This is a genomic window from uncultured Microbulbifer sp. (genome assembly GCF_913055755.1).
Lineage (GTDB): Bacteria > Pseudomonadota > Gammaproteobacteria > Pseudomonadales > Cellvibrionaceae > Microbulbifer.
Map to the genome: position 1 here is coordinate 1 of NZ_CAJXKH010000101.1, position 13215 is coordinate 13215.

The window sequence follows — 13215 nt, forward strand, 5'->3', positions numbered from 1 at the left end:
TTTGCGCAGGTCGCTACGCTCCCATTTTTGCGCAAAACGCGCACAAGGTAAGCTGCCCCTGCTGGCGGCGTTATGTATGTGAGGGTGTTGATTGAACATTGGAATTTTTATTTACCCCGAGGCTGAAGTTCTCGATTTTTCTGGGCCGTTTGAGGTGTTCTCCACCGCTTCGCGTTTGTCTGATGGGAACCAAACCTTTAGGACATTTTTGATTGCCGAACATAGCGCTGCGGTGTCGGCACGAGCCGGTTATAAAGTCCTTCCCGATTACTCTATCGAGGATCATCCGGCGCTGGATGTGCTGATAATTTCTGGCGGGGTGCATACTTCCGAAATGGAAAATAAAGTGGTCACCGATTGGATCAAGGAACAATCTCACTGCGTGAAACTCATCGCTACCGTTTGCACTGGTATTTTCTTGCTAGCGCAAGCTAGCCCGTCTTTGTCCTGCAAAGTCACAACTCATTGGGAAGATATCCCAGATCTCCGGAAAAGATTCAGCCGGTTTCACGTGGTTGAAGGTGTGCGTTGGGTCGATGCGGGTAATATTGTGAGTTCTGGCGGCATATCTGCGGGCATAGATATGAGCTTACATTTGGTCAGTCGTTTGCACAGCGAGGAATTGGCTGCGAAAACTGCGCATCAGATGGAGTTCGCGTGGACACAAGACACATAACCAACCGCGTAAGGCGGACGGCTTTCAGCCGCCGCTTCGCTCAGCGTTCTGGCATGTGACCATTTACTTAAAAAGGAGAAGTTGTGAAGGGATCATTGAAAAATTGGTGGTCTACGGCTGAGGATCACGAAAAAAATGCGTTAATTGTATTAGGTGTAATCGCTGCTGGAATCTTCCTTTTCGCTGCAGGGATTTCAGTAGGTAAAGCCATAGCTGTACTTATATAAAAATAAGTAAAAAGCTGGGGAGCTGTCAGTGGTGGCTGCACCAAAAAGGGCTGTGAATTTCGCGCGCAGTACACCGGCCATACAAGGTCGGGCAGTTTGCTACGGTCGTTCGGCCCTCCGCGGGCGTTTGTGTCGATCAAGGATTGAGCGATGATGGAAGAGAAAATAATCCGAGTTAAAGCAATTTTTGAGTTTTATAAAGAAAACTATCGAGCAAACCAGCCAATTCCATGTGGCAAGGGAAATTATAGGCCTGGCCATCACTTTTCATGGTCAACAGGCAATGAATCCTATATGGGCGCGGTTTTCTTTCCCGATGAGTTGGATTATTTTTATCCAGGTAGCTCTGCAGAGGTGGAAATCAATTTCTGGGCAGACCAAAAATTGAGGTCGGAGTTGAGGCCTGGTTTAAAGTGGGAGATTAAAGAAGCTCAGTATATCGTGGGCTCGGCACAGTTAGTGAAGGTTCTGGGAGAGCAACACTAACGACGCGATGAGCTTCGCGCCGTGTGGTGCCGGACGGCCAGCTCCGTGCTCAGGTTGCCGGTTATGGCAACGTTGGGCGAGATTAAGTTACCGGAGGTTTTATTAGATTATGGATGTCGAAAAAAGTGAAGCTCGAAAAAGAGCGGATGAAATCAAGCCTTATCGTTGTAAAAATTTGATAGCAGTGCTCGAATGCCCAAAGGATATGAGGAATATTGGCACCGTTATTAGAAACGTCAACGCGTTAGGTGTTGAAAAAACATATATTGTTGATCCCCGTAATTCGCTGCCTGAAGATTGGCAGGAAATGAGAGAAAGAAAATCAATTTCAAAGTCGTCTGTTTCTGCAATTAAGTGGAGCTTCGTAAAGCGATTTGATAGCACAGAGGATTGCCTGGCTCATTTGGAGGCTAACAATTTTACGTCTATCGTCACCTCTCCGCATGTTAAGGGAAAGAATAACTATATACTGCATGAGGCAGACTATACCCAGCCAAAACTGGCCGTATGGTTTGGTAGTGAATCAATAGGCATCAGTGATCTTGCGGTTGAAAATAGTGATTTTTGCGTGTCCATTCCAATGTTTGGAATGATAGAAAGTCTGAATCTTGGAACTACTTCAGGAATTGTTTTATATGAAGTTACCAAGCAGCGTCGCGCATACCAGGAAAAGTACAAGCGAGCAAGACGCGGAGCCTAGCAAGCGAATCAGGAGACGGCTATCCCTGGGTACACTTTCTACGGGCGCTGCGATCCCATTATTGCGCAAAAAAATGCGTAAAAATCTGCAGGGCGTCTAGTTACGGAAAATCCTAGATCGTGAAGCAACTAGCAAGAGGTAACTAGCAAGAAACAACTGGCAAGGTGCTGCAGCCGACGTTTTACGTTGTGCGACTCTTGCGCAGCTCGCTTCGATCCTGTTTTTGTACAAAAGGTGCCCAAGGTATGTTGCCGCTGCTTGCGGTATTGTGCGGTTTAAGGAGGGAGTCTCTATTGAAAAGTCTGGTAATAATTTGCGCTATTTTTTTTCGGCATCAGTTCAGGCGAAGGATGGGGTTGACTTATTCGAGAGTTGCCAAAAAGTTGTGGATGGAAAAAATGGGGTGGAGCTAGATGAAGATGGGAGAATTCGGGCGGCGAGCTGTATATCTTATTTGTCTGGATTTGGTGGTGCTGATTCACTTTCGCCTTTAAAGCATAAGGGGAGGCGCATGTTCTGCATTCCTAAAGATGTTTCACTGACACAAGTGGCGGAAGTCACCGTTAAGTGGATGCTAAACAATAAGGACAAACTCCATTTTCCCAGGCACCAAGTGCTTGCCATGGCAAATATAGTGAACTTCCCGTGCGGCGATATTTCTAATAGATAAATTTTAATGGAATTGTATTTTGAGAAAAATCATCTTTGCTTCGCTCGTGTTTCTGTTTTCCGAGTCGGTCGTTAGCGAAGAGGCACCGGCGCCACATGAATACGAAATTAATACCGTCGACGATCAGGCGTTTAAAATTTATGTGTTTGAGCCCGGTGGTGGCAACCGCTCCGGTAGCGCCGTTATTACGGTGCATGGTGGAGGCTGGAAGTGGGGAAAGGCTGCGTGGACTTTCAGGTCGGCGAAAATGTTCGCAGATTCGGGAATGTTGTCCGTTGCTGTAGAAAACTCACCTGTCGCCACGGGGAACGGGAGTATGCCGCCGGTATCCATCGTGCAGGGGGAGCTTGATACGCTTACCCCTCTCACCGGGGCGAAAAAGTTTTGTGAAAAGATCGAAGCTGAACGCGGGGGTTGTGAATTGCATGTTTATCCCGGTGTCGGTCACCTGCTCACCAGGAATTTGGAAAACCAGGAGAGTGACTTCGATCCGGATCCCCGTTTTGTGAAAGAGGGCGATGCAAAGCTGGTGCGCTTTCTGGAGAAAAGTGGATACATCAGCTCCCGAAGTGGGGAAGCGATCTAGCGGCGGATGCTTTGGGAGGGGGGGTAGATCAAACCTTCCGGCGACCACTAGTTATTTGTTTGTGTGTCTGACAGGCGGTCGCGGTGGCGCCCGGCGGCATCCAGGTAGATCCGGGTCTTGCGATACCACTTGTCCGGGTTGGGCACCTCAGCGTCCAACAGGTGGGCCGCGGCCAGCTGGGCGCGCAATAGCGCGCGGTAGCATTGATAGAAATGTACCAGCGCGGGATCGGGCGCACCGTCATCGGAATAGCTGTCCACAATGGTCGCGCCCAGGTCCGTGCGCCCCAGCAGCTCGCATTCCAGCGCCAGATAACAGAGCTCGTCCAGCGGGTCCACGCAGCGCAGGTCGCGGTTGAATTCGAGACAATCGATTATCTGGGGTGGCGAGGTGAGAAAGCAGTGTTCCGGGCGCAGGTCACCATGGCCCTCGATGATCGGGCTGCGGGCGATGCGCTTGTCAATCAAGCGGCTGCGGGTGCGGGTGAAGTCATCCAGGCTGGCGGCGAGTCCGTCAATCTCGGCGGCATCCAGCCCCAGCGCCGGTGTGCGCAAACCCGCCCGCACCGAATCTATCCGCTGACGCATTCGCGCGCGATACTGCGCCCCGGTTATCGGCAGCGGCACTGCGGCGCGGTAGAAACCCTGTAAACGCTGCAGCAGTGGCATCAGCGATTCCGCGGTAACGCGCTCTATCTGCTGCGTCAGGCAGTCTTCCTGCTGCAGCCGGCGCATCTTCACCAGCCATTCCACCGGTGTGCCCACCTCGCCCAGTGACAGCTCTCCCGCTGCCGCAAGGCGCAGAGGTACCACGTTCAGGTAAATATCATCGGTAAGTCGCCGGTTCAGGCGCAGTTCCTCGCAACAGACCCCGTAGCGCCTGTCCAGGCTGCTGAAATCCAGAAAACTGAAACGCACCGGCTTTTTCATCTTGTAGACAAATTGGTCGGTGAGGAACACCCGCGCCATATGGGTTTCCTGCAGGCGCACTGCGGTGGTCGCCTCCGGGTAGCTGTCCGGGGCGAGCAGGAAGCGGGTCTTTTCCTCCAGGTCGGGAAGCTCGGTATCTCCAGGGGGCATGGTCTGAATCGGCTGCCGGGGTCTGTTTGCTAGTCTAGTTGTATTACCCCTTCGTCTGCTTCTACTGGGGCGGGATTGTTATGCAGCCTTTCGAAAACCGGATAGAGGCGGGGCGCTGTCTCGCGGAATCCCTCGATGACTATCGCGACCGCAAAGACGTGATTGTGCTCGCGTTGCCCCGCGGCGGTGTGCCCGTGGGCCTTGAGGTGGCGCGCCGACTGCACGCGCCGCTGGATCTGGTGCTGGTGCGCAAGCTGGGGGTGCCCGGACACGAGGAACTGGCGATGGGTGCCATTACCAGCGGCGGGCGGGTCCTGAACGAAGAGGTCATCCTGAATTGCGGTATTTCCGAGGCCGACCTGGAGCGCGAGACCCGCGCCGAGCAGGCAGAGCTCGAACGCCGCGCCCGCCGCTACCGCGGCGACCGGCCCTGGCCGAAGCTGGAGAACCGCTGCGTCATCCTGGTGGATGACGGTATCGCCACCGGTGCCACCATGGAAGTGGCGGCGCGCGCGGTGCGTGCGGAGCGGCCGACGGAACTGGTAATAGCGGTGCCGGTGGCACCGCCGTCGACCATCGAACGCTTTGCCAAACTGGCGGACCGCTTCGAGTGCCCGCTGCGACCCATGTCCTTCTGGGCCATCGGCGCCTGGTACCGGGATTTTTCCCAGCTCAGTGATGAGCAGGTACTGGCACTGATGGGGGAGGCGGACGATTTGCGCGGGGAGGCGTCGTGAATAGCGCGGGGGCGGCGGTTGCGCCGCGGGAGGTATTGATCGATACCGGCGCCGGACCGCTGGAAGGCTTCCTGGCGCTGCCGTCCGGCAGCCAATCGCTGGTACTGTTTGCCCACGGCAGCGGCAGCAGCCGCTTTAGCCCGCGCAACAACATGGTGGCGCGATCACTGAACGACGCTGGTATCGGCACCCTGCTGTTTGACCTGCTCACTGCCGACGAGCACCGGGTCGACGAGTTCACGCGGGAATACCGCTTTGATATCGAGCTGCTGGCGCGGCGGCTGGTAGAGGCGGTGGACTGGGTGAAACAGCAGCCGGATACGCGGCAACAGCATCTTGGCCTGTTTGGCTCCAGCACCGGCGCAGCGGCGGCACTGATTGCCGCGGCCCGGCGCCCGGAGCAGGTTGCCGCCGTGGTGTCCCGGGGCGGCCGCCCGGACCTGGCGGGGGACGCGCTGCCACAGGTCGAGGCCGCGACCCTGTTGATCGTGGGCGGCGAGGATTTTCAGGTGATCGAACTCAATCGCGCAGCCGCGGCGCGCATGCGCTGCGATCCGCAGTTGCAGATTGTGCCCGGCGCCACACACCTGTTCGAGGAGCCGGGGACCCTGGAGTCGGTGGTGACACTCGCGATCGACTGGTTTCAGCAGACACTGCGGGATGACTAGCCGATGCGCCCCCTGAAGCTGTTCAGTCTCGATGCCGGCGCCGACTTCGCTGACCGCGTTGCCGCTGCCCTCGGCGTGCCATTGGGTGCCCACGAGGAGCGTGATTTCGTCGACGGCGAGCACAAGCTGCGCCCGCTGGATGAGGTGGAGGACGCGGATGTCTACCTGGTGCAGTCCCTGTATTCCTGTAACGGCAGCAGCGTCGACGACAAGCTGATCCGGCTGCTGTTCTTCGTCGGCGCGCTCAAGGACGCCGGGGCCGCCCGCGTCAGCGCGGTGATTCCCTACCTCTGCTACGGGCGCAAGGACCGCCGCACCAAGCTGCACGACCCGCTCTCCAGTCGTTATCTGGCGTCGCTGTTCGAGTCGCTGGGCACCGACGCGGTGGTGACCCTGGACGTGCACAACCTCGCCGCATTCGAGAACGCCTTCCGCATCCGCACCCTGCACCTGCCGGCGCAGCCGCTGTTTGTGGACTTCGTTGCCGAGCGCCTGCAGGGGGATGGCAATCCGCTGGTGGTGGCGTCGCCGGACGTGGGCGGGGTCAAGCGCGCGGAGGCCCTGCGGCAGGCTCTGGGCGAACGCCTGCACTGCGAGGTGGGGCGCGCCTTTGTGGAGAAATACCGCAGCGGCGGCGAGTTGTCCGGCGGCGTGCTGGTGGGCGATGTGGCCGGTGCCAGTGTGGTGATCGTCGACGACCTGATCGCGGGTGGCGGCACCATCACCCGCGCGACCGAGGCGATACAGCGGGGCGGTGCCAGCCGCATCTTTGCCCTGGCCAGCCACGGCCAGTTCTGCGGCAGCGCCCTTGCGGACCTCGCAGAGTTGCCGCTGGAGGCACTGGCTGTCACCAACTCGCTGCCGCAGCAGGCCGGCGCACAATTGCAGGTGATCGATTGTGCGCCGCTGCTGGCGGAGGCGATCCAGCGGCTGCACAGCGGCGGCCCGGCAACGCAACTGAGCGTGTGAAGTGGACTACTTCGAGGCGGAAATTTCCCGCTTTATCTGGGAGACCAAATATCGCTACCGCAACGGCGACCAGGTTCGCGACTCCACCCTGGAGGACAGCTGGCGGCGCCTGGCGCGGGCCCTGGCGCGGGTCGATACCCAGCGCGGGCACTGGGCCCTGCGTTTTTTCCGCAACCTGGAGGACTTCCGCTTTTTGCCCGGCGGGCGCATTCTCGCCGGCGCCGGCACGGAGCATCGCGTCACCCTGTTCAATTGCTTTGTGATGGGCACCGTTGAGGATTCCATGGAGGCCATTTTCGAGCGCCTCAAGGAATCGGCGCTGACCATGCAGCAGGGCGGCGGTATCGGCTGCGATTTTTCCACCCTGCGCCCCGCCGGCAGCCGCGCGCACCACACCGGTACCATCGCCTCCGGCCCCGTTTCCTTTATGCGTATCTGGGACGCGACCTGCGCCACGTTGCTGTCCACCGGCAGCCGGCGCGGTGCCATGATGGCCACCTTGCGCTGTGATCACCCGGATATCGAGCGCTTTGTGGATGCCAAGCGCGATCCCCGCGAGTTGCGGCATTTCAACCTGTCGGTGCTGGTCAGCGACGATTTTATGGCCGCAGTGGATCAAGACCGCGAGTGGCCGCTGGTATTTCCCGAGCAGATGCTCGAGGGGGATAGCGCCGAGCAGTTGTTGCGCACCTGGAGCGGTGAGAGCAAGCCGCTGCCCTGCCGGGTTATCAGGCGCATCCGCGCCCGCGATCTGTGGCAGAAAATCATGCGCGCCACCTACGACTGCGCGGAGCCGGGGGTGCTGTTCATCGATCGCATCAATGACCACAACAACCTCTACTATCGCGAGCAGATCAGCGCTACAAACCCCTGCGGAGAAATTCCGCTGCCGCCCTACGGTGCCTGTAATCTCGGCTCGGTGAACCTGATGCGTTTTGTGATCGCGCCGTTTACCGAGCGCGCAGACCTGGACTGGTTCGGCATCGAAGAGTGCGCGGCGGTGGGGGTACGGATGCTGGACAACGTGATCGACCTGTCCCATTACCCGCTGCCGTTGCAGAAAAAGCAGGCCCGCGGCAGCCGTCGGATCGGTATTGGGATCACCGGCCTGGCGGATGCGCTGATTGCACTGGGGCTGCACTACGATAGCGATGCGGCACGGGCACTCGCCGCGCGGGTGATGGCGAGTGTGCGCGACAGCGCCTACCGCACTTCCATCGACCTGGCAGCGGAAAAGGGGCCCTTCCCATTTTTTGAGCGAAAAAAATACCTTGCGGGGGCGGATGTGTGTGCGCTGCCGGAAAAGCTGCGCAAGGGCATTGCCAACAAGGGCATTCGCAACAGCCACCTGATCGCCATCGCGCCCACCGGGACCATCAGCCTGCTGGCGAACGGGGTATCCAGCGGGGTAGAGCCGGTGTTCGATTTCCATCACCGGCGGCGGGTGTTGAGCGAGCAGGGGGACTATCGCGAATTCGAGATTGTCGATCCGGTGTGGAAGCTCTGGTGCGAGCGCGGTGGCGATCCCGAGCGGTTGCCGCGGGCGTTTGTGTCCGCGCGCCAGCTGTCGCCGCGGGCGCACCTGCGCATGGAGGCGGCGCTGCAGCCCTGTGTGGACAATGCCATTTCCAAAACCGTGAACGTGCCCGCGGACTACCCGTTTGCAGATTTCGAATCCCTCTATCGCGAGGCGTTCAACCTCGGTCTCAAGGGTTGCACCACCTTTCGCCCCAACGCCGTCACCGAGGCCATCCTTTCCAGTGCCGACGAGCCTGCAGTGCGCCACTGTTGTGGTATCGAGCGCGAGGGCGAGTAGCCCGGCCCGGCACCTTTCCATTGTCGGGGCTTTTTTGCCTGTTTTGTCCTGCAATTTTTATGTTGAGCGCTAGTTGTGTATTTCGCCCTTGCCGGCCCGGCTGATCAACAGGCTGTAAAAATTGGTCGCCTTCACCATGTTGTCGATACTGATGCGTTCGTTGGTGCCGTGGAAACCGTGCACATCCTCCCGGGTAACCACCATCGGATTAAAGCGGTAGCTGTTGTCGGCCACGGTTTCATAGCGACGGCTGTCGGTGCCGGCTACAGTGAGTCCGGGTGCTACCACCAGCGAGCCGTAGGTCGCCGTGGCACTCTGGACAATATCGCGGAACCCTTGCGCCTCGGCACTGGAGACCCGCGATGCCGCCTGCCCCCTGTGGACAACGACATCGACGCGCTCATCGTCGACGACCGCTTCGATGTACTGTTCGATTTTTTCGATGCTGTCGCGCGGGTGCACCCGCAGGTTGATGGTGGCTACCGCCTGAATGGGTAGCACATTGTCTTTCACACTGGCGGAGAGCATGGTCGGCGCAACCGTGGTGTGCAGCATGGCGGCGGTACTGGGTTGGGCCTTCAGCGCGGATTCGATCAGGCCGCCAAACAGCCAGCGGTTGGCGAACAGCATTTTTTTGCCGAATGGCATGTGCGGGGCTATGGCGTCGAACATTTGACCGCCGGCACCATCGAGGCCGCCGGGGAAAGGGGATTCATCGAGCTTTACCAGCGCGTGTGCGAGGATATCCACCGCCGTTTCCTGTGGCGGCATGGAGGAGTGGCCACCGCGGCCATGGGCCACCAGGTCCACGGTCATATAACCTTTTTCCGCCACGTTGACACTCGCCACGGTTTCCTCAATCCCGGGAATGAATCCACGCAACAGGAAGGAGCCTTCGTCCAGGCTCCAGGCGAGCTGCACGCCGTCCTGCTGGAGTTTTTCTACCACGGCGGCCGTGCCGTGGTCACCGCCCACTTCCTCGTCGCTGGTGAGGCTCAGGTAAATGGTGCGCTCGGGCTGGAAACCCTCGGCCAGCAGCAGGGTGGCGGCTTCCATCAACCCGATCACCGCACTCTTGTCATCCAGCGCGCCGCGGCCCCAGATATGGCTATCGTCGATGCGGCCGCTGAAGGGCGGTTGTTGCCACTGCTCTTCGGTGCCGGGGATGACCGGTACCACATCGTAGTGGGCGGACAGCAGTACCGGTTGCAGTGCCGGTTGCCGGCCCTTCCAGGTGAACAGCAGAGAGTAGGGCGGCAGTGGCGCCTTGCCGAGGCGCTGGGGCGCAAGTTCCCGGTGTACTTCGGGGTAGGTTTCCGCGAGCCAGCGGATAAATGCCTCGTAGTGGGTCTGGGTGTCTGCCTCCTGTATCTGCGACGAAATGGTGCGGAAGCGAATAGCTTCCGAGAGATGCCTTGCCACTTTTTGTGGGTCGATTTCCCCTGTATCCATCCTCGCAGTCTGCAGGGTGACTTCGGGCAGTGACGGAGCGGTATAGAGCAGGGTGCGAATCAATACGATTGCCGCGAGCAGCAGGACGATTGTCCCCAAGCTGATGGCGAGTTTTTTCATGGGTTTTTCTCTCGTCGGCCCTGGATATTTATTGTGATGATCTACCGTGAGTACGAAGACCGCGGGCAGTTGCGGCTGCCAAGCATAAAGCAAAGGCTCCCCCAGCTGAATGCGGTGGTGTGGTCCGGAGTTTCGGCCCGGCCGAATTACACGGCGCTTGCCTGCAATATTTCCGCTACACTCGGACGCCCGTTATTTAGTTCGCTGGAGTACCCATGAGTCAGCCCGATAATCGTTCCTGGCTGGAGGCGCTGCCCGCCGCCTTCCTGACCTATCTGGATGGACGCAGACTGGACGAAGTGGAATGTATTGTTCCTGACCTGAACGGTATGTCCCGCGGCAAGGCCATGCCGCTCAGCAAGTTTTCTCCCGACGCGCCAATTTATCTGCCGATTTCCATCTTCTACCAGACCATTACCGGTCAGGATGTGGAGATGGATATCGACAACCAGTGGGCGGAAAGCGATATGACACTGGTCGCCGACATGTCCACGGCGATGGCGGTGCCCTGGGCGAAGCAGCCGGCGTTGCAGATTATTCACGACCTCAACGACCTTAAGGGCAACCCGATTCCCTGCGCACCGCGCAATGTGCTGAAGCGCGTGATCAGCATGTACCGGGAGAAAGGCTGGCAGCCCGTAGTGGCGCCGGAACTGGAATTCTATCTGACCAAACCGAATATCGACCCGAACGAGCCGATCGAGCCGCCGGTAGGTCGTAATGGTCGCGCCGGTACTTCCCTGCAATCTTATTCGATGACCGCGATTGATGAGTATGGCCCGGTGATCGATACCATTTACGAGTATGCGGAAGCCGCCGGCCTGCATATTGATTCGGTGATCCAGGAAGACGGGGCAGGGCAGGTGGAGTTCAATCTCACCCACGGCGATCCATTGCTGTTGGCGGACCAGGTGTTCTACTTCAAGCGCATTATCAAGGAGGCCGCGCTCAAGAACGGCATGTTTGCCACCTTTATGGCCAAACCCATGCGCGACCAGCCGGGCAGCGCCATGCATGTGCACCAGAGTGTGGTGGATATCGACAGTGGTAAAAATATCTTTTCCGATGATGCCGGCAATGCCACCGACCTGTTCCGGTATTTTATCGGCGGCACCCAGAAATACCTGCGCGAGGTGATGCCATTCATCGCCCCCAATGTGAATTCCTACCGGCGCTTTGAATCCGAGGCCAACTCCAGTGCGCCCACCAATATCGGCTGGGGCTACGACAACCGCGCCACCGGGTTGCGGGTGCCGAATTCCGGCGCCCAGGATCGCCGCCTGGAAAACCGGGTGATCGGCGTGGATGCAAACCCGTACCTGGCGATTGCGGCGAGTCTGGTGTGCGGCTACCTGGGGATGGTCAATCGCACAGAGCCGGGTGCGCCCGCGGAGTCTGAGCTGGGCGAGGAGCAGGAGTCGGAATTCTATATCCCCACCACATTCGACGCGGCGCTGCGTATTTTTGACGGCGCCGAGGAAGTACACCGGGCCATGGGGGAGGATTTCTGCAGCTTGTATGCGGCGGTCAAGCAGGAGGAAATGCGGCTGTTCCACCGCGAGATCTCACCGTGGGAGCGCGAACACCTGCTGCTGAATGTCTAATGTTGAACGCCTAGTCGTTCGGCATATTTCCGGTTCCATAAAAAAAGCCCCCGCTTTATTCAAGCGGGGGCTTTTTTATGGACGGGGCGGCAGACGTTAAACGTCGAAGCCCTCACCCAGTTTCTTTTCCACCAGTACCTTCTTCAGGCGCGCGTACTGCGGAATACCGTTCTTGTACGGCGGGTAGTCCTCGCCCTGGATCAGCGGCTCGAGATAGGCGCGACCGGCGGCGGTGATGCCGAAGCCATCTTCGGAAATGAATTCTTCCGGCATGAACTTCTCGACGTTGGCCACTTCACTGAGGGGGGCCTCGCCGATGTTCCAGCTGTAGTCGGCAGTGGTGGTGCCGTTGCGCTCGATGGTGGGCATGATGGCGTTCTTGCCGGCGACCGCGGCTTCCACTGCGGCCTTGCCCACCGCGTAGGCCTGCTCCACGTCGGTGGCGGAGGCGATGTGGCGCGCGGCGCGCTGCAGGTAGTCGGCCAGGGCCCAGTGGTACTTCATGCCCAGTTCGTCTTTGACCATTTGCGCCAGGGCCGGGGCCACGCCGCCCAGCTGCTTGTGGCCGAAGGCGTCGACGCTGCCGGCGTCCGCGAGGAAGGTGCCGTCGGCGTACTGGGCACCTTCGGAGGCGACGATCACACAGTAGCCTTTTTCGTCCACGGTCTGCTGTACTTTGTTCAGGAACTTCTCTTTGTCGAACGCCACTTCCGGCATCAGGATGATGTGCGGGGCGTCGCCTTCCTGCTCCTGGGCGAGGGCGCCGGCGGCGGCAATCCAGCCCGCGTGACGGCCCATGACTTCGACGATAAATACCTTGGTGGAGGTGGCGCACATGGAGGCCACATCCAGGGCCGCTTCCTTGGTGGAGACGGCCACATACTTGGCCACGGACCCAAAGCCCGGGCAGTTGTCGGTGAGCGGCAGGTCATTGTCCACGGTCTTGGGGATGTGGATGGCCTGGATGGGGTAGCCCATCTTTTCCGACAGCTGGGAAATCTTGAGGCAGGTATCGGCAGAGTCGCCGCCGCCGTTATAGAAGAAGTAGCCGATATCGTGGGCCTTGAATACTTCGATCAGGCGCTCGTATTCCGCGCGGTTCTGCTCCAGGCTTTTCAGCTTGTAGCGGCAGGAGCCGAAGGCCCCGGAAGGAGTGTGGCGCAGGGCGGCAATGGTGTCGGTGGACTCCTGGCCCACATCGATCAGCTCCTCCTTGAGGGCGCCGACAATACCATTGAGGCCGGCGTAGACATTGCCGATCTTGTCGCTGTGCTGGCGGGCGGTCTCGATGACTCCGCACGCGGAGGCGTTGATGACGGCGGTCACACCGCCGGATTGCGCGTAAAATGCGTTCTTCTTCGACATGTCTATCCTATGGCTTCTCGTCTAAAGGTCGCCTGGGGCGAGAGTTCGGCGGGCGGCTTC

At 58.9% G+C, this 13215-nt stretch carries 13 protein-coding genes; 10 read left to right on the top strand and 3 right to left on the bottom strand.

Annotation, left to right across the window (positions count from 1 at the left end; all coding sequences use genetic code 11):
• The first annotated feature begins 91 nt into the window (after nt 1-91).
• The 5 genes from QZ511_RS14330 (at nt 92) to QZ511_RS14350 (ending at nt 3345) form a co-directional block, all read left to right on the top strand.
• Nucleotides 92-676: a DJ-1/PfpI family protein gene (locus tag QZ511_RS14330; protein WP_295803351.1), complete on the top strand. Its 585-nt coding sequence runs from the start codon at nt 92-94 to the stop codon at nt 674-676.
• Between the two features lie 377 nt (nt 677-1053).
• Nucleotides 1054-1389 (top strand): hypothetical protein, encoded by a 336-nt coding sequence (locus tag QZ511_RS14335; protein WP_295803352.1) that lies wholly within the window; start codon nt 1054-1056, stop codon nt 1387-1389.
• A 109-nt stretch (nt 1390-1498) separates the two neighbouring features.
• Nucleotides 1499-2089: an RNA methyltransferase gene (locus QZ511_RS14340; protein ID WP_295803353.1), complete on the top strand. Its 591-nt coding sequence runs from the start codon at nt 1499-1501 to the stop codon at nt 2087-2089.
• A 313-nt stretch (nt 2090-2402) separates the two neighbouring features.
• Nucleotides 2403-2759: a Rap1a/Tai family immunity protein gene (locus QZ511_RS14345; RefSeq protein WP_295803354.1), complete on the top strand. Its 357-nt coding sequence runs from the start codon at nt 2403-2405 to the stop codon at nt 2757-2759.
• 19 nt (nt 2760-2778) lie between these two features.
• Nucleotides 2779-3345 (top strand): hypothetical protein, encoded by a 567-nt coding sequence (locus QZ511_RS14350; RefSeq protein WP_295803356.1) that lies wholly within the window; start codon nt 2779-2781, stop codon nt 3343-3345.
• Between the two features lie 47 nt (nt 3346-3392).
• Here QZ511_RS14350 and QZ511_RS14355 read toward each other — a convergent pair whose 3' ends face one another.
• Nucleotides 3393-4424: a hypothetical protein gene (locus QZ511_RS14355; RefSeq protein ID WP_295803358.1), complete on the bottom strand. Its 1032-nt coding sequence runs from the start codon at nt 4422-4424 to the stop codon at nt 3393-3395.
• A gap of 80 nt (nt 4425-4504) precedes the next feature.
• On the opposite strand from QZ511_RS14355, the gene QZ511_RS14360 reads away from it, so the two are divergent.
• The 4 genes from QZ511_RS14360 to QZ511_RS14375 are packed head-to-tail and all read left to right on the top strand — an operon-like array spanning nt 4505 to nt 8614.
• Complete coding sequence (locus QZ511_RS14360; RefSeq protein ID WP_295803360.1) at nt 4505-5161, top strand: phosphoribosyltransferase; 657 nt, start codon at nt 4505-4507, stop codon at nt 5159-5161.
• On the top strand, nt 5158-5829 hold the full coding sequence (locus QZ511_RS14365) for an alpha/beta family hydrolase (protein WP_295803361.1): 672 nt from the start codon (nt 5158-5160) through the stop codon (nt 5827-5829). The genes QZ511_RS14360 and QZ511_RS14365 overlap by 4 nt, the downstream gene beginning before the upstream one ends.
• Before the next feature lie 3 nt (nt 5830-5832).
• The gene (locus QZ511_RS14370; RefSeq protein WP_295803364.1) at nt 5833-6798 is read left to right on the top strand and encodes a ribose-phosphate pyrophosphokinase; all 966 of its coding nucleotides are present in this window, start codon (nt 5833-5835) and stop codon (nt 6796-6798) included.
• Between the two features lies 1 nt (nt 6799).
• Entirely contained in the window at nt 6800-8614 is a 1815-nt protein-coding gene (locus tag QZ511_RS14375; protein WP_295803365.1) for an adenosylcobalamin-dependent ribonucleoside-diphosphate reductase, read from the top strand.
• Between the two features lie 69 nt (nt 8615-8683).
• On the opposite strand, the gene QZ511_RS14380 is transcribed toward QZ511_RS14375, so the two are convergent.
• Entirely contained in the window at nt 8684-10186 is a 1503-nt protein-coding gene (locus tag QZ511_RS14380; RefSeq protein ID WP_295803366.1) for a M20 family peptidase, read from the bottom strand.
• 215 nt (nt 10187-10401) lie between these two features.
• On the opposite strand from QZ511_RS14380, the gene QZ511_RS14385 reads away from it, so the two are divergent.
• On the top strand, nt 10402-11790 hold the full coding sequence (locus QZ511_RS14385) for a glutamine synthetase family protein (protein ID WP_295803368.1): 1389 nt from the start codon (nt 10402-10404) through the stop codon (nt 11788-11790).
• A 96-nt stretch (nt 11791-11886) separates the two neighbouring features.
• Here the strand turns inward: QZ511_RS14385 and QZ511_RS14390 are convergent, their stop codons facing one another.
• Nucleotides 11887-13155 carry a 6-phosphofructokinase gene (locus QZ511_RS14390; protein WP_295803370.1) on the bottom strand — a complete coding sequence of 423 codons (1269 nt, stop codon included), beginning with the start codon at nt 13153-13155 and terminating at the stop codon, nt 11887-11889.
• Nucleotides 13156-13215: the final 60 nt, after the last annotated feature.

What these genes read in the sequence shown, in the direction of transcription:
- QZ511_RS14360 (WP_295803360.1), top strand. Translation starts at nt 4,505, where the DNA reads ATGCAGCCTTTCGAAAACCGGATAGAGGCGGGGCGCTGTCTCGCGGAA.
- QZ511_RS14370 (WP_295803364.1), top strand. Translation starts at nt 5,833, where the DNA reads ATGCGCCCCCTGAAGCTGTTCAGTCTCGATGCCGGCGCCGACTTCGCT.
- QZ511_RS14385 (WP_295803368.1), top strand. Translation starts at nt 10,402, where the DNA reads ATGAGTCAGCCCGATAATCGTTCCTGGCTGGAGGCGCTGCCCGCCGCC.
- QZ511_RS14355 (WP_295803358.1), bottom strand. Translation starts at nt 4,424, where the DNA reads ATGCCCCCTGGAGATACCGAGCTTCCCGACCTGGAGGAAAAGACCCGC.
- QZ511_RS14390 (WP_295803370.1), bottom strand. Translation starts at nt 13,155, where the DNA reads ATGTCGAAGAAGAACGCATTTTACGCGCAATCCGGCGGTGTGACCGCC.
- QZ511_RS14380 (WP_295803366.1), bottom strand. Translation starts at nt 10,186, where the DNA reads ATGAAAAAACTCGCCATCAGCTTGGGGACAATCGTCCTGCTGCTCGCG.
- QZ511_RS14340 (WP_295803353.1), top strand. Translation starts at nt 1,499, where the DNA reads ATGGATGTCGAAAAAAGTGAAGCTCGAAAAAGAGCGGATGAAATCAAG.
- QZ511_RS14335 (WP_295803352.1), top strand. Translation starts at nt 1,054, where the DNA reads ATGATGGAAGAGAAAATAATCCGAGTTAAAGCAATTTTTGAGTTTTAT.